Genomic DNA, 17,081 nt, shown 5'->3' with positions numbered 1-17,081 from the left:
GACGATTATTATACTACTACTTTCCTTTTTTTGACAATATGAAATTTTAGGCTAAACACATCTGGCATTTTTAAGGTGAGTGACGCCATTGTAGACGCTCACCTTATACCTATGAAATTTCGCACTGAAAGCAGGGCTTGTATAAAAAGCGCTCCCAGTATAGGTTTAGGGGAAACTATCCAAAACTGAAGTTTTTGGGCAGCCCTATAGAGGAGGCTTTTCTATGAAATATGATTTTACAACAAGGGTAAACAGAGCCGGTTCAGGTTCACGTAAATGGGATGCGATGTATCAGGTCAACCCGCACGTCGATTCGTCCGTTGTACCGCTTTCGGTTGCCGATATGGAATTTAAAATGCCGCCGGAATTAACGGAAGGGCTCAAGCACTATCTTGATAATGCCGTGTTGGGCTATACAGGGCCGACTGCTGCATATAAAGAGGCGGTGCAAAATTGGATGAAGACACGGCACAATTGGACGATTAATCCTGATTGGATTGTCCCGACTGCGGGTATCGTACCTGCGATTTTTAATGCAGTCAGAGCTTTTACCGAACCGGGAGACGGCGTTATTCTGCTGTCGCCGGTGTATTATCCTTTTTTTAGGGCAATACGCTTGCAGGGACGGAATGTTGCCGCGTGCTCGTTGCAGGAAAACGGCGGCCGTTATACGATTGATTTTGAAGCATTGGAACGGCTCGCTGCGGATCCGCGGAATAAAGCCCTGCTCTTTTGTTCTCCTCATAATCCTATCGGCAGAGTGTGGACAAAAGAAGAGCTGCACAAAATAGAAGAAATCCTGTTAAAAAATGATCTTTTGTTGTTTTCGGACGAAATTCATTTTGATATTGTGATGCCGGGGTATACGCACACCGTGTTTCAATCGTTAGGGGACGATCTTGCAGAGCGGACAATCACTTTTACCGCGCCTTCAAAGACGTTCAACATCGCTGGTTTGGGAATCAGCAATATCATCATTAAAAATGAGAATATGCGGAAAACTTTTGTAAATGCCCAAGAGCTTGGGTCGGGAGCATTGTTCACGACATTGAGCTATAAGGCCTGCGAAATTTGCTATACACAGTGCGCGGCGTGGCTCGACGAATTTTTATCCGTAATCGATGCCAATCAGCGTATTGTGCAGCAGTTTTTCCAAACGCACCATCCCGAAATTAAAGCGCCGCTCATCGAAGGCACGTATCTGCAATGGCTCGATTTTAGGGCGCTGGGAATGGAACATAAGGCTTTGGAAGCCTTTATGACGCAAACGGCGCAAGTGTTCTTAGATGAAGGATATATCTTCGGTGACGAAGGCCGCGGTTTTGAACGGATTAACCTTGCAGCTCCTGCATCGATTATTACCGAGACCCTCGAACGGCTGAGCCGCGCATTGCGGAACTTGAAGCGGTAAAAATAATTATATCACGCATGGGCTGCATGTAAGTCAATCAGCCTTACCGTTCAGGACAACTCTGGTCGAATAGAATCAATTTTTCCGCGGGGATATTAAAAAAACAGTCTGATGCGTTTACCCTGCCTTCCCGTTCTTTGCATCTTTAAAAAAGCTTACAATAATACAGATCATAATGATACCGAGCGGGAAGGCGGCGATAATCGATAAGCTTTGCAGCTGGCTGAGATTGCTACCGGTAAGGATGAGTGCAGCCGGCAGTAAGATAAAGACAACCGACCAAAATGCCCGCAGGCTCTTTTTAGGTTCACGGCCTTCCAGTTCCTGCTGCGAATAAGAAGCGATAACCATCGTAATCGCGTCGAAAGTGCTCGCATAAAGAGCAATCATCGTGATGATGAGCAGCACCAGTCCGACTTTCGCAAACGGCAGCGTTTCCAAAATGCTTAAAATAATCTCGGCAGGTGCAATACCCACAGCGAGTCGTTCCGCTGCCGGTAACAATCCATGCGTTTCCAAATGGAGTCCGTAATTCCCCAATACGATGAACGAGCAATAGGTTCCCGCAATGCCGCATATAAGTCCGCCTAGTACGGTATTCCGTACCGTCCGCCCTTCCGAGATTGTCCCGATAAAAAACGGCGTTGCGACAAACCATGCAATCCAATATGCCCAATAAAAAATCGTCCACTGCTGTGGGAACCCTGCACCGTCTGCGCCTGAAATTCGCAAGGGATCCATCCATGTAGAAAGCGAGATAAAGTTTTGCAGCATCTTCCCGATGCCGGTTATGCTTGTTTCGATAATATAGAGCTTAGGGCTAAACAAAAACACAAATACAATGAGGCTTGAAAAACACACCACGGCAATCTTTGCCAGATGAGAAATCCCTTTTATCCCCAGCAGTACAGCCGCGGTGTATACCGCTGCAATAATGCAAAGTACGACTAAGGTCAATTCCCGCGATTCCGGAATGCCGGAGATGGTAGAAATTGCCAGCGAAAGAAGCGGCGTTGCAAGCGAAAATGTCGTCGCGGTTCCCGCTAAAAGACCGACGACCGAAAACACATCGATGACGGTACCGAGCATACCGTCGATTTTATTGCCGAACAAGGGGCGGCACGCTTCGGAAAGTTTTTGCTTTTTCCGCTGCCGTACATGGAGCATATAACCGAACGCAACAGCACATACGATATGGAAACTCCACGGAGTAATGCCCCAGTGGAACAGTGGATACGTCGCAGCCCAGTCTTGCCGTTCAGCTGCCGTAAGCGCCGTTTGCCCGAACGGTGATGCTGTGTAGTAATATCCCCACTCAATGAGCGACCAGTATAAAATATCGGCCGCCATCGTAGAGGTAAAGATCATGGAACCCCATGTAAAATTACTATAGCGTGGTTTATCGAGGCTGCCTAACCGTATTGCTCCGTATTTTGAAAAAGCAAGATAAAACGCTGTACACACTAGGCCGAAGCCAAGAAGTATATAGAAAAATCCAAGCTTATTGACAAAAATGTTCCATAAAGTATCGATGACCTTTATCGATTGCTGCGGAAAAGTAAGCAATAACGCCGCAATACCGCTTACAATGACAAGCGGTAAAAGCGTAATAACCCAATCGATTTCTCCGAAACCGTGCTTTTTATCGAGCTTCCGAGTGCTCATATTGTGTTTGTTCATTTGCTGTCTCGTTATTTTGTTCATCTGAAAATTCTGTTGTTTGTATACCGTGTAGCTGCATAACGTGTTTATAATAATCTTTTGCGTACCGGTACATCTTTAGCCCGTACTCACCGAAATTTTCTCCCAGCGCTTGTTTATAACATGTCCACAGCGCCCATAAGAATCCTGCAAGCGCAACATAGATATAGACTCGCAGTTTTTCTTCTCCTTCCGGATCGCGGCGGAAATAGCGATGCATGAGATCGTTTATTTGAGCTTCGGAAAAGTAAGAGTAAATGGAAAACATTGCAAGGTCAGCTAGCGGATCGCACATCGCGGCGTATTCCCAGTCGATCAGTTTTACCTCACTGTCGCTGATAATAAAATTATCGCAGATTAAATCGATATGAGTCAGCGCTTCCGGTTTTTTCAGCGTGTCGAGCAAATTAAGCAAGGCATTCATCTTTTCCCGGACTTCGGCATAATCGTAAAACAGAATGCCATGCTTTGCTTCTGCCTGTTTTTCATAAAAATTAATCCGCTCTCTAAAATCGAAACGGTGCCGCACCGTAATACCGGAAGTATGCAGTTTACGGGCTATCCACATACACGCTTCCAAATCGTTCGGATTGCGAGGATCCGCTATGTGCATATTTTCTTCAAACTGACTGATTTTTACGCCGGTCGTTTGGTCAAAATAAATAACCTTATCGGAGATACCGAGTGGTTCAATCGCCTTATACACTGCATGTTCCTGTTTCCGATTGATAAGAATATCAGTACCGGCGCCCGGAATGCGGAAAATATATTTGTTGTTATTCAATTCGAATATAAAAGATTTATTGGTCATCCCAAGCCGCAACGGACGCAAATTTTTAATCTGCATTTCAGGCTTTCCGAACACACGGGAAATCAATTCCATCCATTTATTCTGTGTGGAAACCATGTATGAGGTGTCGAATTGGCGCAGCTCTTCCAGTGACTCAAATTCATATACTTGATTAGCAGGCTGCTTATTAGCAAACATCGTCAGCGTATTTAAGTGACGACGCAACACGTCTTCCCAGTACCAGTCGTCGGTGTCATCGCGGTGATATGCATCTTCAATCAGCGGGCGAATAGCATCGGAAAAGGCGTGCGAAAAATAGACCGGCCCGTACATCACCCATGCGTTTCTGCCGCCGACCTTTACCTTCATTATCTTGTCGTGTAAACCGAGCTGCAGCACCCATTCGTTGGTTTTCTCGTTCATTTTGACCGACGAATACCATGAATCGTATTCATGCGCGTGATACATATTTTTCCGCAGCCAGTTGTCGCTGGAAAGAATATACGTATTTTTGAGCCTATCGCGGACATGATACAGTGTTGAAAGATTGTTTTTGCTTTCAAAATCGGGATTATACACAAGTTTTACATTATATTTATCGATAAGATACTCGAAGGTGTCTTTCAGGTAGCCGACGACTACGGTAATATCGGTAATGCCTACTTCTTGCAGCTGTTTGATCTGGCGTTCAATCATCCGCTCGCCGAACACTTCCAGCAGCCCCTTAGGGATGGCATAGGTGAGTGGAATAAACCGCGAACCGAAACCCGCCGCCATGATAATAGCATTATCAACCTTACATGAATCGTATTCGGTATGCGCTTTAATCGTCAGAACTCTTTTACCGATGGCGGGTAATCCGTTCGTTTTAAGAAGGCCGTCCTGTTCCATAGCAAAGAGAATTTGATTGACATACGCGAGCGATATTTTTAACGTTCCGGCAATATCTCGTTGCGTAATCGCCGGATTTTTTTTCATCAATTCGATAATCTGAAAGTACCGTCTTTTCATGTAACGGAGTATATTTTAGGTTTTGTTCACTGTCAATAGCAACAGTAGCCAAAAGTGAACAAAATGCAGCGGCATCGCATCAGAAGACTGATAATGCAGTTTTGCAACGCTATTTACCCCTTATCTTGTGCCGTAATATGCAGCGTTTTCTCTATCTTTAAGAGGAACGGTATCGCTTCCGTTTTACCGGCAGCATCTTTGGAATTATCGACAGGCAACTTTATTTCAAACGGATTATCATTTGACCACACCACAACCGAAAGTGTAAGCGCAGCATCCTTTTTACCGGAAAAATGAATAATAACAGGAAAACCCGGACGAGGAGAAGACACAAACGTTGCCGTATCCCCGGAAGCATTTTGTTCAAATCGAACATCGGATTCAAAAATTGCAATATCATTCAGTGCGCTCAATGTTACGGAAAAAGCTTCAATTTTTAACGGCGAATCAATGGTAATAGTCCCGATGCTACGCTCAAAGTAATTTTCAAATGAGGTACGAACAGTTAAAAAACTATCCGCGGTTTCCGCTGAACCCTGTGTATTGCCGCGGGTGTAATCCATTATCTTTTCTTCCGTCGGAGAATCGATATATTTTTTTACAACACTGCTTTCATCACCGTTAAGGTGTTGAATTAACATCCAGCGATTATGAACGGTGTTCCTCGTTGCCGGCATAACGAATACCCAAAGCATTAATACGAGAAACAGCCCGCCCATAACCTTACATTGAATCGGTATCCTAAAAAACGGCTTAGTAATTTTTCTTTTCTTATCAATACTAAGACCAAGCCTGATTAAAAACAGATCAAACGGAACAAAAATACAGGCTGATGCAAGGTTGATAAAAAATATGATATGAAACATATACTCACGATAAAGAATAATATGCGTCACAAACGGCAGAAGTGGTAAAAAAAGACACATAATAAATATAATTTGCAGTACGATATTTTTAAAATGATAGGCAGCCACCGAAACAAAATAAATGACCATAAAGATGATTGAAAACGAAAGGTAAAAAAAAGAAAAAATAAAAATATTTAATAAACAAACGACATGAGCAATAAATCCGTAAATAAAACGATTTGCCGGAAGCGGAATAAATTTATTAAATGCGGTAACGGTAAACATAAAAAACAGTGCAAACACATATTTAATCAATAGCGCCGTCAACGGAAATGAACTCAGTTCGCTCACAGACGAAAAACGCAGATAAAAAAGTGCTTCCGTTATCTTGGAGCCTAAGAAAAAACCGAGCCAATTGACCAAGAAAAAATAGATCGGCATCCACCACAGTTTAAATAAATCTTTTACATGTTGATCCCGTTTTTTTCCGAATAAAAAGCTAAAAAACATCAACCATAATAAAAAGAGTATTGACGATACGATAAGCGTTATAACTATATGCTGCTCGTTGATGATAACAAGCTTTTTATGCAGTTTAAAAACAAAATAATGAGTATCCCATTCATTACTCATACTCTGAATAACTGCAGGCGCAACCGAAGAAAAAAAATCCGATAAATCCGCACCGGTTTCTATTTTTATTGCTGGAATATTCGCTTCATTATAGAGCCGTAAAGCAGGGTCATCAGGCAGCCACCCGAGACGGTGAAACACAACTGCGTTAGTATAAAAGTCAATAGGAATATTTTTTTGTTCCAAAGAAGCGTATACCGCTTTTAGAAACCATGCAGGGGTTGTCCCTTTCGATGTTCCCGTAATAATCCGCGCGCTATCAGATTTATCGGGGGCAACAAGACATACAGCGGCATTCGGATATGTGATCAAAGTCTGAATTAACGCCTTAGTCCCCTCGTACCGCTTTACGGGAATGTCAACCGGTAATTCGGAAATATCATTTTTCGTAATAGCAACAATGATATGGGTATCCGGCGCCTCAGCGGATAATTTTTGTGCATATTTTTGCAGTTGCAGGGTTATAGCAGTAGCTTGATTATCACTACCTACCGATGCGGTAAAGACAATGACCTTATCCGTTTTAGGCCCAAATTCATAAAAAATATTTTCTGCAATCAGACCTTGCACCGGTAAAAGAAGAAAAAAGAATACCCAACACAAACGTACTGCCGGTAACAATACTCTCTGAAATAAATAGTTATGCACGCAACTCATAAACTGTCATAATCCTGTACCTTACCGGTTGAAAACCATATTTCGATACGCTTATAGGAACGATTTATTCTTCGGACAATGGACGCAGCTTGTTGCCGTGCAGATTCCTCGGCAATGACATCGGGATGATATTTTTTCAATAAGTGTTTCCATGCTTTTTTGCAATAGTCAAGCGGAACACCCGGAAGTACTTGCAGAATGGCAAAATCTTCCGTTAAAGCATCGGGAACGGGCACACGTATCGGTTCAACCTTTCGTTCAGGTTCTTTGTATGTCCTTTTTTTAGGAACACGCCGCTCGATTTTATTTCCGGCGCTTCGGTATTTACCTTGTCGACCTTCTACCGCTTGTTCAAAGGGATCCTCATCCGTGCCGAGCCGATCACGCAGCAAACTGCCGAGGGTTTCATAATAATCCGACATTATCGTATTTTCCTTTCTATAATATCATCAAATACGGCGCCGGAACCTCCGGTAACATCTTTCTGCAAAACCGATCCGATAAAATAATGTAAATACTCAGGAGACTCTCCGGCCGTTAAATTCTTTTCAGTTCGTAAAACGGCAATATCGCTATTTTTCAGCACGGTGCCTTTCTGTAAATCTTTTATATAATGCAGCGAACGATTTGTTTTGCCGTAATTCTCTTTTTCCGCAGCAGCAAGTTTTTTTTCACCGTCACCGATAATGCGCTGTAGAAAATCCTTAGAATAACCGTAAGCCTGCGCTGCGTTAAAAATATCTTCATCGGACTTACCGGTTAATTCCCTTATAGTTTTTGACATTTGCAAAAACTGTGCGGGTTCCAACGCAACAGGATCATCAAGACCGACATCGCTGCGGGAAAGACAAATATGCTTTTCAAGAATACAGGCGCCGCTCAATAACCCCGCTATCGGAACTGCAGCAGGACCAAGAGAATGATCACTGATACCGACAGGACTATTAAACAACATCGACAAGGATTGCAGCACAGCCGTATTATAATCCGTTTCCGGCGCAGGATACGCCGTCACGCAATGAAGCAACGCCCGCATATCGGCAGGTAACCCGTTACTTTCCAAACAGCTTATGGCACGTTCAATATCGCCAAGCCGAGAAACACCGGTCGAAAGAATAACCGGCAGTCCGAATGAAGCAACACACTCAAGCAGCGGAAAATGATTGAGTTCCGGCGACGCAATTTTTATAAAAGCCGGATTAAGCTGCCGCAATTCATCGGCGGAACGAAGTCCGAATGCCGAAGCGGAAAAAAGCATTCCAAGTTTATGCGCGTATTGTGCCAATTCACCGTAAAAATCAATACTGCACTCCAGCTCTCTAAAGCGTTCATAGAGGGGAATCCTTCCGGTCGGTAAATTCACAAAGCCGGTATCGGGATGCAAAATTTCATCTGCATACACAATCTGAAATTTAACCGCATCTGCTCCGCTTTCTTTAGCAGCTGCTACTAATTCTTTCGCCTTCTGCAAGCTGCCGTTATGCCCTGTTCCAATCTCCGCAATAATCAACACGTGCTCTTGCGATGAAAATATGTGTTTTCCTACCGTAAACGCTTTTACCATACTGAGCTTAGTATAGTAAAAACCGACAATTCTGTATATCTCAAAAAATTTTCAGTAGCAGAGCTTTTCAGTCAAGCTATTCCGGTAGTCAATTCTTCATTTTCTCCACTGTTCATAACCTCTGCATAATCGATGCAAAACTTGTTTATAAGACCTATTCTACTGTGTATATCTTTTTCAGCTGTGTATAATGATACAAATTGTGAACAATTCAAACATCATTATTCAAGCGCTAACTAACGGTTAATCAATGCTTTAACCTAAATATCAAGAAATTCACAGTGCCTACTATTACTATTACTAAATTTATATTATAATAAAGATAACCTCTTTTTAGGAGAAATCATGAAATTTACATTTACTAAAGAAGTTTTACTGAAAGAAATGGCTATTGCTCAAGAAATCATTTCAAACAAGACAGCAATATCCATATTATCAAATGTCCTGCTTATAGCAAAAGAAGGCAGCTTAACAATTCGTGCAACCGATATAAAAGTAGCCTTTGAAACAAAAATTCCCGTCGATATTGCCGAAGAAGGCGCAACAACCGTATTCTGTGATAAATTCACCAGTATTATCGCTTCAATGCCTTCAGGCGAAATAGAAGCGGAACAAAAAGATCAAAAACTTATTATCCGATCCATCAGCAAAAAAGCGAAATTCTCCCTTAAAACCATATCAGATAACGACTTTCCTCCTTTTACGGATTCTTCAAATGTTCAATTCTTCGAAGTTCCTGCAAAAGAATTTAAAGAAATGATAACTCAAACGATTTTCGCTGTTTCCGATGATGAAACTCGTTACTTTATGAACGGTGTCTACATGGAAAAGAAAGAAAACAATCTGATTTTTGCAGCTACCGACGGCAGAAGATTAGCATTTATTCAACATGATTTTGGGATTGCTTTACCTGATTTTAAAGGAAGTATCATTCCTCCTAAAATTCTTTCTATTGTACAACGACGATCGTCGGAAGAAGGCATGATTTCCATCGGAATAAGCGAAAAAAACATATTCTTCCGCTTCAATGCTTATAACTTTTCCTCAGTTTTAATAGACGGTCAATTTCCGAACTATGAACGAGTTATTCCCGAATCTCAAGCACATTGTTTTGAAACTAACTGCGATGATTTCCTACAAGCCTTAAAACGAGTTGCCTTGCTTGTAGAGCAAAAATCCAAACGGATATTCTTAAAAATTTCTGCCGGTACGCTCTCCATCACGTCAAATGAAAATGAACTTGGAACGGCAAACGAAGAAATTCCCTGTAAATATGAAGGTGAAGAAATAACCATCGCCTTAAATTATATGTACCTTGAAGAACCGCTCAAGGTACTCGGTTCGGAAAATATCCGCATAGAATTTACCGATCCGATGCGTGCAATCACGTTACGGCCGGAAACAGATACTCATTTCTTCCATATCATTATGCCGATGCAAATGGAGTAGTATTTGTGCCGTTTTTGTCGATCTCTTTTTACAACTTCAGGAACCTTGAGGACAAGGCAATTGACCTCTCCGCTCCTGAAGTTTTTTTAGTCGGTCAAAATGGGCAAGGTAAAACAAACCTACTGGAAGCGTTATACCTTGCCGCTTATGGAAATTCCTTTAGAACCAGAAACGAAGCGGAAATATATAAAAAAAATACGAATGAATATAGTATCCGTGTCTTATTTAAAGAAAACGAAGAGCGAAGCCATAGCATATCGATTATTTCAAAAGATAAAAAAAAAATCATAGAAAAAAACTTAAAGAAAATTCACGACAGAAAAGATTTCATCTCAACTATTCCTTGCATTCTCTTTTGCCATGATGATTTGGATTTTGCGACAGGAGCGCCGGAACGCCGTCGTTTTTTTATCGATCAATCTCTTTCTCTATATGATCCGTCATATATTGATATTCTACGTAACTTTACAAAATTATTAAAATCACGCAACCTCGTATTAAAAGAAAAAAAAAGTGAAATACTGGACGTTATTGATGCGCAGCTCATTCCTATAGGCATACAAATTATAGAAAAACGTCGTGCACTTATTGAATCGTTTAATAATATATTTTCTTCGTTATATGAAAATATCGGTGGGATAGATTCCGTGATGATCGATTACAGCCCTTCATGGAAATCAACGAATTTTGATGAAGTGTTAATATCATTAATAGAAAAACGGCAGCTTGATTTTACCATGAATACCAGTATGTCGGGGCCTCATCGCGATAAGATACGCTTTATCCGTAATAAAAAGCCATTTGTACAAACCGCTTCGATGGGGCAACAACGCTTGCTCTCTCTTGTCTTGAGAGCAGCTCAGGCATATTTTTATACGGAAAAGACGAAACGGTTGCCGGTATTGCTGATGGATGATGTTCTTTTGGAACTTGATCCTGAAAAACGAAAAAATTTTACCGAGCATTTACCTCGCTATGATCAGCTTATCTGTACTTTTCTTCCGGGTGAACCGTATCAAAATTACATACGCGAAAAAAGCCGTGTCTATATTGTCTCGGAGGGCAGCTTCCGTGCAGAATGACGTAAAAAAGCTTTCCGAGTTGATTATGAACTATCTTGATAAGGTAGGGCTTTTTGAGCAGTCGAAGGTATTGGAAGTATATTCATCATGGGCGTCTATTGTCGGGGAAAAGCAAGCTGCTCATTCTAAGCTGCTTGATATTAAACATCAAACGGCGGTTATTGAAGTTGATCATCCCGGTTGGAGTCAGCAGGTTTTATTAAACAAGAAATATATTTTGCGAAATTTTCAAAAAAGATATCCTCAACTGGATGTTAAGAACATTTCCGTTATTGTTTCATCGCATTATGAGACTTCTCATCAGTTTGGAAATACTGAAAATAGTGGTAGAGCGGTTCCCGATAAGCAAAGAGTGACTGAAAAAGCTGCCGTACTATCACTACAGCAGGAAACGTCTATAAAAACTGATGATGTTGTCAAAACAGAATTACCGCAAGAAGTACAAAAAGCCTTTGAAAGATTGAGAATATCTATTAGCGAAAGAGATTAGAATAAATAACAGCGGATGAGGGGAGTCGGACCCCCGTCACGAGCTTGGGAAGCTCGGGTAATAGCCGTTATACGACATCCGCAGAACTTTTAAAGAATATCATTTATTGGTGTGGTACGTCAAGATGTAAGATTTTATAGTTTTAATGAAGAATATTAGGTAGCCAGCAGTTAATTTTATTAAGAAAAAAACTGCTGGTCTATTCATGCGAACGGTTTAATACCCCGATACTTTACATCAGGGTATGGTGATTTAAGCTTTTTACTTTTTATTCGGAATACGGTATCTTAAGCCAACACCGAAGCGTGTATCATAATGCCAGGCTGTTGTAACCCCTTTTTTATAGACAATATCTTCTGATGCTGTGTATGAATCAAAAGTTTTATATGGTACTAATCTCATGGTAATACCTACAGGCGCCCATTCGATAAAAAGGTTAAAATCAGGAATATTACCGAAATTTATTTCCCACCGAACCGGCAGTAACAGAGATACAGAACCTCCTACGAGAGTTTCATTTACATAGCTATATGGAAAATAACCAGAGCCTGTTTTTTTTAAAACAGGATACTTTACAAAATCAACACTACCGCCTAATACCGGTCCTAACGATAACGGACAATGTTGATCTCCAAGTCCGGAAATTACCGGATCAAATACGGTAAAAAGTGCACCAATCTGAACATCTAAACTGTGATAACGCCATAGACCACTGTAACCGGCAACTAAATCCAATTCAACTAAATCGTTAAATTCATGTGAATAGGATAAACCAAACGGGGAACCTACATATCCGCCTATTTTATCAATTCCTCCATTTCCGTTACCGCCGCCGGCACTTTTTTTACCGGTACCCTTTGCTGCTGCAAAGGTCAGTGAGCTTGCTAAAAGTGCAAACATTACTACAAAAAATATTTTTTTCATATATCCTCCTAATATGAAACTTCTTTGATAATAATTTTTATTCTTTTAAAAGTCAAGGGAAATATTTTATTTATGTGGATAGTTTAAAATGTTCCGGACACTTGAATAATTATCATAATTATGCTAAATAACATACTTGAGGTTTTATGAAAACGATACGTCCTGTTTCCGATTTGCGTAATAATTTTGCCGATATTTCAAAAATAGTACACCAGACTCAACAGCCGATATTTCTTACAAAAAACGGGTATGGTGATATGGTGGTTATGAGTATGGAAGCATTTGAAACTATGCAATTCGAAAGTGAAGTATACTATAAATTGCAGGAGGCTGAAAAACAAGCCGCTTTAACAGGGCAACGTTTTTCTTCCAAAGAAGTTCTTAGAGAATTTCAAAAGATAATGAAAGAATAATGTATGCTATTGAATATTTACCGTTAGCATTAGAAGATTTAAAAGAAATCGTTTATTATATTACATGTAACTTAAAGAATCCTGCCGCAGCTGAAAATCTTGGACAAGAAATTATTAAAAAAATTAATTTGTTGGCTAAAATTCCTTATTCTTCACGGTATTACAGATCAGTAAAAGCTCTTTTTCATGAATATCGTAAATTACTCGTAAAAAATTATTTTGTCTTTTATTGGGTGAATGAGGAAAAACGTATAGTAACTGTTGCTCGTATTATCTACGCAAGGTATACAAAAAGGGAATACGGACAGAAAAATGATTTTGATTAATGTATCTGTTCGTATTTTCTTCCAATCCCGTATAAAATGTTTCACGTGAAACATTCTAGGATGCTATTTGTGAAACTTGTAAAAATAAATAACCTTGATACAGAGCATATATTGTACAGCAATAGAATATTAAACTCTCCGCACGAATAAAAAAGCCCCTCAAATATGTGAAGGGCTTTTCGTTAAAGTGTTGATTAAAACTGCTGATTTTGAAAGTAGTTATGAGTTGATACGTTCTTGATATTCATTTGATTCAGTGTTGACCAATATTTTTTCGCCCTGTTTAATAAAGAGCGGAACACGAACTACAAGACCTGTTTCTGTTGTGATGGGCTTTGTTGCTCCTGAAACGGTATCGCCCTTTACATAGTTTTCGCTTTCTGCAACTTCAAACACCATTTTTGCTGGAATTTTTACATCGATAGGGTTGCCTTCCCAAATAAGGATTTCGTATTCATCACCTTCCCGCAGATAATATTTTTTATCATTTATGATGTCTGAAGGAACCGAAATTTGGTCATAGCTTTCAGTGTCCATAAAGAGGTAGCTTTCCCCGTCTTCATATTGATACTGTCCTTTGTGTGTATCTACTGTTGCGTCTTCTACCGTATCGGCTGTTTTTATTGTTTGAGTTAAAACAGCTCCATCTTTTAAATTCTTCATCTTAACACGTGCAAACGCAGCTCCCTTTCCGGGATTTACAAATTCCCGTTCGACCACTAAATACGGACTACCTTTGTGTAATAACACCGTGCCTTTTGCAATATCTCCGCCTCTAATCATATTTCACCTCATATAAAATAAATTAGTATTTCAAAAACTGCGTGAACGAAAGTTCAAAAAGTGATAATTTAAAAGGGTTTTCTTTTCTGAACTGTCTGAAATTTTATAAATCGTTATTGTATAATGATTTATTTAATAAACAGACTTGTTTCACAAATAATCTTTTTGAATATACCGAATGAAAAATCATATCAGTTTTTTTTAACTTATACAAGATTCGTATATCAACTTCGTATTGAATAAAAAGCGATATTTAATTCAGTTTAACCAAAGGGATCTTTATTGTCATTGCATCTCCTATAAAAACTTTATGTTTTTTGAAATTTCCAGGGAAGCCTTTTCCGTTATAATTACTGAATCCGAACGGCTCTTTTGGTATACCTATTGCATTTGTGTTTAATTTTCCATCGTTGTTGATATCATGGTAAACACAAAAAGCGTAATCACCGCTTTTTAGTTGTATGTGATAAACCGCTTTTTCTTTATATGCCGTTAGCTTAACGGTTTGATATGGAAGCCGTTTGTTGAAACTTTCAGCCGAATTATGAATACTTATAACTAACGTTCCCGAATCTTCTGTTATATCGGTGATGACGATTTCTACGTCATAAAGCGCTTCGTTCTGTGTTGTTTGGGAATACACCAAACCGAGAAACGTCATACAGAAAAATATAGTAAATATTTTTTTCATAGTATATCTTCCTTTATATAATTTTCAAAACGGCATTGTTCGAATACATCCGTACCTATAAGTGTGATCGCCTTTGCAGGGCAGTTGTTTATGCACCGGTAACATATTGTGCAGTTTCCGGGATAAAATACAGCTTTATTGTTTTCGATATATAATGATTTTGAAGGGCAATTTGCCGCGCATATTCCGCAGCCGATGCAGCGCTCCATTCGGACTTTGAGCCGTTCGCTCAGTTTTTTTGCATGTCGTTTAAACCATAGGCGTTGTCCGAACAGACCTACAATTCTGTGTAAAAAAGATAAACCGTTTTTTGGGTATATTCCGTGTTTTATACATTCCGCCGTTTGTATAATCTTTTTTTGCGCTGCCGATATGAGTGCGGTATTTTCATCCGGCTTTTTTTTCAATAGTTTTACATCGGCAATACAGTCCGGCATACGTATGTGTAGACCTCCTATAATGACGGCTCCGTATTTTTGAAGCAGCCGTGCTGCAATGCCCGCTCCATCGCCGCTGAAAAGTCCCATCGTCGCAATAACAAAAACGTGCTTTCCGCAAAACATATCGGCATGTTCAAAAATAAATGTTTTTACAATACGCGGAATATCGCTAAAATAAATGGGGTAACCCAGTGCAATTTCATTCGATATGCGTAAGACTTCGAGCGCTTCGGGTGCTTCTATACTGACAGCTTTGCCATTTGTCGTTTTTGTCAATACTTCCATGCAATATTTTGTATTGCCCGTTCCACTGAAATAAATTCCGTTCATATACTATTCCATGCGCCGTTATTTTAAAAAAGACGGTTCAAGTAAATCCATAAAATCGATGATTTTTTCTTTCCAGTTTTTGTCGTAGTAGACATTTTTCATTGTCGCCAACGCTGTAAGCCCGTGTATAAAAGCCCATATTGTTATTAAAATATCATTTTGTTTTTCCTTCGGATATTTATTTTGCTTGAGTAATGACAGAACGTTATTTTTATACAGAATATAAGGGCTATAATTTTCCTCATCTGGTATAGATAACGTTAAATCCACCTTTATATCGGATTTGGAATATAAAAACTGAAAATAGGCGGGATTTTCAATAAAAAAAGAAACATAGGCTATACCTAGATTTTTTAACAATCCGGCAGTATCTTTATTTTCACTGATAGCCGTTTTGAGTGCTTTTGAAAAACGCTTGGTGATATGCAGCTGCATCGCATTAAGTAATTCTTCTTTGTTGTGAAAATGACTGTAGGGAGCAGTATGGCTGACTTTGCAAGCTGCGGCAGCTTTTCTTAGCGAAAAAGATTGCAAGCCTTCGGTATTGACGATCTCGATACCCTTTTCAATTAATAGATTTTTTAGATCCTTGCGATGATACGGCAGATTCGATTCACACATAAACACCTTCCTCTCTAATCTTGACATTGTTAAGATGATAGCTAAAAATCTTTACAATGTCAAGATTAGAGTATCAATATTGAAGAGATATATGATAAATTGTTCCTGAAATCCGCTATCCTCCATAGGCAGAATAGACTTTCATCCCTCTTTTCCACACCGTTCTACACGATATACCAAGGATTGTTATCCAGCCGAATGCTTTGCATAAAGAAAAGAGAGCAGTATGTATCGGCATATCATCAAGTAAAAGACTTACCGGAATATGCGAAATAAAGGCAAAGGGGAGGTTTTTTAAAAAGGTAAATACGGATTTTGGTAAAAGAACGAGCGGGAAAATAATGCCGGCGGAAATATTTTTAAGTACCCGTATTGAGGTATACAGTGAAGAAACTCGAGAAAAATAAAAACTATAGAGCGCTATCAAAAAATCAATTAAAAAGTTGATAAGATACCCTGTAACTAAAAAAGCTGCAAAAAAGACAATCTTCCATACGGACAACATAAATATAAAATACCTGTGCAGCACAAAATATAAAACCGTAATTGGAAGGGCATTCATAACAATAAAAACAAAACGATACGGTAAATCGACGGCAAGTTGATACAATGCATAGTTATACGGTTTTATCAGATATTGATTGAGAGAACCGAGTCTTATATCATCTGAAATTTTGAATACGGAAGTCGTCGAAGTAATATTGTATGTAATTAATGTTAAAAAGTAATACGACACTATTCCGCTTGCTTCAAGAGGAATGGTGTTGCTCTGAGCAGTAACGGCAAGCCACAATAAGACATTAACGGTAAAAGGAACGAGCGAAAACAAAAATCCTGAAATAAAATTAGCTCTGTATTCCAATTGATTTGCTAAGCTTATCTTAAAAATTTTATAATAGATATTCATAATTTTTTCC

17 protein-coding genes and 1 tRNA gene are annotated in these 17,081 nt (G+C 39.5%); 6 read left to right on the top strand and 12 right to left on the bottom strand.

Features of this window, described 5'->3' with window-relative positions:
• The first annotated feature begins 223 nt into the window (after window positions 1-223).
• The gene (locus tag ABH09_RS12855; protein WP_253714710.1) at window positions 224-1,411 is read left to right on the top strand and encodes a MalY/PatB family protein; all 1,188 of its coding nucleotides are present in this window, start codon (window positions 224-226) and stop codon (window positions 1,409-1,411) included.
• Window positions 1,412-1,528: 117 nt separating this feature from the next.
• On the opposite strand, the gene ABH09_RS12850 is transcribed toward ABH09_RS12855, so the two are convergent.
• From ABH09_RS12850 to ABH09_RS12830, 5 genes are all read right to left on the bottom strand, one after another.
• Window positions 1,529-3,091, bottom strand: coding sequence for a BCCT family transporter (locus ABH09_RS12850; RefSeq protein WP_253714709.1), 1,563 nt, complete (start codon window positions 3,089-3,091; stop codon window positions 1,529-1,531).
• Entirely contained in the window at window positions 3,054-4,913 is a 1,860-nt protein-coding gene (locus ABH09_RS12845; protein ID WP_253714708.1) for a phosphotransferase, read from the bottom strand. Before ABH09_RS12845 ends, ABH09_RS12850 begins: the two co-directional genes overlap by 38 nt.
• 113 nt (window positions 4,914-5,026) lie before the next feature.
• Window positions 5,027-7,051: a hypothetical protein gene (locus ABH09_RS12840; RefSeq protein ID WP_253714707.1), complete on the bottom strand. Its 2,025-nt coding sequence runs from the start codon at window positions 7,049-7,051 to the stop codon at window positions 5,027-5,029.
• Window positions 7,048-7,473, bottom strand: coding sequence for a J domain-containing protein (locus ABH09_RS12835; protein WP_253714706.1), 426 nt, complete (start codon window positions 7,471-7,473; stop codon window positions 7,048-7,050). The genes ABH09_RS12840 and ABH09_RS12835 overlap by 4 nt, the downstream gene beginning before the upstream one ends.
• Window positions 7,473-8,615, bottom strand: a complete 1,143-nt coding sequence (locus ABH09_RS12830) for an N-acetylneuraminate synthase family protein (RefSeq protein WP_253714705.1) — start codon at window positions 8,613-8,615, stop codon at window positions 7,473-7,475. Before ABH09_RS12830 ends, ABH09_RS12835 begins: the two co-directional genes overlap by 1 nt.
• A 345-nt stretch (window positions 8,616-8,960) precedes the next feature.
• On the opposite strand from ABH09_RS12830, the gene dnaN reads away from it, so the two are divergent.
• From dnaN to ABH09_RS12815, 3 genes are read left to right on the top strand one after another with little or no spacing between them, the layout of a single operon-like run.
• Window positions 8,961-10,064: a DNA polymerase III subunit beta gene (dnaN, locus tag ABH09_RS12825; RefSeq protein WP_253714704.1), complete on the top strand. Its 1,104-nt coding sequence runs from the start codon at window positions 8,961-8,963 to the stop codon at window positions 10,062-10,064.
• A 5-nt stretch (window positions 10,065-10,069) separates the two neighbouring features.
• Window positions 10,070-11,146 (top strand): DNA replication/repair protein RecF, encoded by a 1,077-nt coding sequence (locus ABH09_RS12820; RefSeq protein ID WP_253714703.1) that lies wholly within the window; start codon window positions 10,070-10,072, stop codon window positions 11,144-11,146.
• A gap of 25 nt (window positions 11,147-11,171) precedes the next feature.
• Window positions 11,172-11,636, top strand: a complete 465-nt coding sequence (locus tag ABH09_RS12815; protein ID WP_253714702.1) for a DciA family protein — start codon at window positions 11,172-11,174, stop codon at window positions 11,634-11,636.
• 10 nt (window positions 11,637-11,646) lie between these two features.
• Here the strand turns inward: ABH09_RS12815 and ABH09_RS12810 are convergent.
• Both ABH09_RS12810 and ABH09_RS12805 read right to left on the bottom strand, forming a co-directional pair.
• A tRNA-Gly gene (locus tag ABH09_RS12810) sits at window positions 11,647-11,718 on the bottom strand.
• A 179-nt stretch (window positions 11,719-11,897) separates the two neighbouring features.
• On the bottom strand, window positions 11,898-12,560 hold the full coding sequence (locus ABH09_RS12805) for a hypothetical protein (RefSeq protein WP_253714701.1): 663 nt from the start codon (window positions 12,558-12,560) through the stop codon (window positions 11,898-11,900).
• 146 nt (window positions 12,561-12,706) lie between these two features.
• On the opposite strand from ABH09_RS12805, the gene ABH09_RS12800 reads away from it, so the two are divergent.
• Both ABH09_RS12800 and ABH09_RS12795 read left to right on the top strand, forming a co-directional pair.
• A complete protein-coding gene (locus tag ABH09_RS12800; RefSeq protein WP_162664680.1) occupies window positions 12,707-12,973 on the top strand; it encodes a type II toxin-antitoxin system Phd/YefM family antitoxin in 267 nt (88 codons plus the stop codon).
• Window positions 12,973-13,299, top strand: coding sequence for a type II toxin-antitoxin system RelE/ParE family toxin (locus ABH09_RS12795; protein WP_162664679.1), 327 nt, complete (start codon window positions 12,973-12,975; stop codon window positions 13,297-13,299). The genes ABH09_RS12800 and ABH09_RS12795 overlap by 1 nt, the downstream gene beginning before the upstream one ends.
• Before the next feature lie 219 nt (window positions 13,300-13,518).
• Here ABH09_RS12795 and efp read toward each other — a convergent pair whose 3' ends face one another.
• The 5 genes from efp to ABH09_RS12770 all read right to left on the bottom strand — a co-directional run bounded on the left by efp (window position 13,519) and on the right by ABH09_RS12770 (window position 17,071).
• Window positions 13,519-14,082, bottom strand: a complete 564-nt coding sequence (efp, locus tag ABH09_RS12790; protein WP_162664678.1) for an elongation factor P — start codon at window positions 14,080-14,082, stop codon at window positions 13,519-13,521.
• A 253-nt stretch (window positions 14,083-14,335) separates the two neighbouring features.
• Window positions 14,336-14,773, bottom strand: coding sequence for a DUF2141 domain-containing protein (locus ABH09_RS12785; protein ID WP_253714700.1), 438 nt, complete (start codon window positions 14,771-14,773; stop codon window positions 14,336-14,338).
• Entirely contained in the window at window positions 14,770-15,543 is a 774-nt protein-coding gene (locus ABH09_RS12780) for an EFR1 family ferrodoxin (RefSeq protein ID WP_253714699.1), read from the bottom strand. The genes ABH09_RS12785 and ABH09_RS12780 overlap by 4 nt, the downstream gene beginning before the upstream one ends.
• Before the next feature lie 18 nt (window positions 15,544-15,561).
• On the bottom strand, window positions 15,562-16,164 hold the full coding sequence (locus ABH09_RS12775; protein ID WP_253714698.1) for a TetR/AcrR family transcriptional regulator: 603 nt from the start codon (window positions 16,162-16,164) through the stop codon (window positions 15,562-15,564).
• A gap of 115 nt (window positions 16,165-16,279) precedes the next feature.
• A complete protein-coding gene (locus ABH09_RS12770; RefSeq protein WP_253714697.1) occupies window positions 16,280-17,071 on the bottom strand; it encodes an ABC transporter permease in 792 nt (263 codons plus the stop codon).
• Window positions 17,072-17,081 lie beyond the last annotated feature (10 nt).

This window comes from Treponema sp. OMZ 803, from assembly GCF_024181165.1.
GTDB lineage: Bacteria > Spirochaetota > Spirochaetia > Treponematales > Treponemataceae > Treponema.
Note: the sequence above shows the minus strand (reverse complement) of the source record. Positions and strands in the feature narration are given on the sequence as shown.

Bases quoted from the DNA above. Each gene is read 5' to 3' on its own strand.
- ABH09_RS12855 (WP_253714710.1), top strand. From the start codon at position 224: ATGAAATATGATTTTACAACAAGGGTAAACAGAGCCGGTTCAGGTTCA.
- ABH09_RS12850 (WP_253714709.1), bottom strand. From the start codon at position 3,091: ATGAACAAACACAATATGAGCACTCGGAAGCTCGATAAAAAGCACGGT.
- ABH09_RS12845 (WP_253714708.1), bottom strand. From the start codon at position 4,913: ATGAAAAGACGGTACTTTCAGATTATCGAATTGATGAAAAAAAATCCG.
- ABH09_RS12840 (WP_253714707.1), bottom strand. From the start codon at position 7,051: ATGAGTTGCGTGCATAACTATTTATTTCAGAGAGTATTGTTACCGGCA.
- ABH09_RS12835 (WP_253714706.1), bottom strand. From the start codon at position 7,473: ATGTCGGATTATTATGAAACCCTCGGCAGTTTGCTGCGTGATCGGCTC.
- ABH09_RS12830 (WP_253714705.1), bottom strand. From the start codon at position 8,615: ATGGTAAAAGCGTTTACGGTAGGAAAACACATATTTTCATCGCAAGAG.
- dnaN (WP_253714704.1), top strand. From the start codon at position 8,961: ATGAAATTTACATTTACTAAAGAAGTTTTACTGAAAGAAATGGCTATT.
- ABH09_RS12815 (WP_253714702.1), top strand. From the start codon at position 11,172: ATGAACTATCTTGATAAGGTAGGGCTTTTTGAGCAGTCGAAGGTATTG.
- ABH09_RS12805 (WP_253714701.1), bottom strand. From the start codon at position 12,560: ATGAAAAAAATATTTTTTGTAGTAATGTTTGCACTTTTAGCAAGCTCA.
- ABH09_RS12800 (WP_162664680.1), top strand. From the start codon at position 12,707: ATGAAAACGATACGTCCTGTTTCCGATTTGCGTAATAATTTTGCCGAT.
- ABH09_RS12795 (WP_162664679.1), top strand. From the start codon at position 12,973: ATGTATGCTATTGAATATTTACCGTTAGCATTAGAAGATTTAAAAGAA.
- efp (WP_162664678.1), bottom strand. From the start codon at position 14,082: ATGATTAGAGGCGGAGATATTGCAAAAGGCACGGTGTTATTACACAAA.
- ABH09_RS12785 (WP_253714700.1), bottom strand. From the start codon at position 14,773: ATGAAAAAAATATTTACTATATTTTTCTGTATGACGTTTCTCGGTTTG.
- ABH09_RS12780 (WP_253714699.1), bottom strand. From the start codon at position 15,543: ATGAACGGAATTTATTTCAGTGGAACGGGCAATACAAAATATTGCATG.
- ABH09_RS12775 (WP_253714698.1), bottom strand. From the start codon at position 16,164: ATGTGTGAATCGAATCTGCCGTATCATCGCAAGGATCTAAAAAATCTA.
- ABH09_RS12770 (WP_253714697.1), bottom strand. From the start codon at position 17,071: ATGAATATCTATTATAAAATTTTTAAGATAAGCTTAGCAAATCAATTG.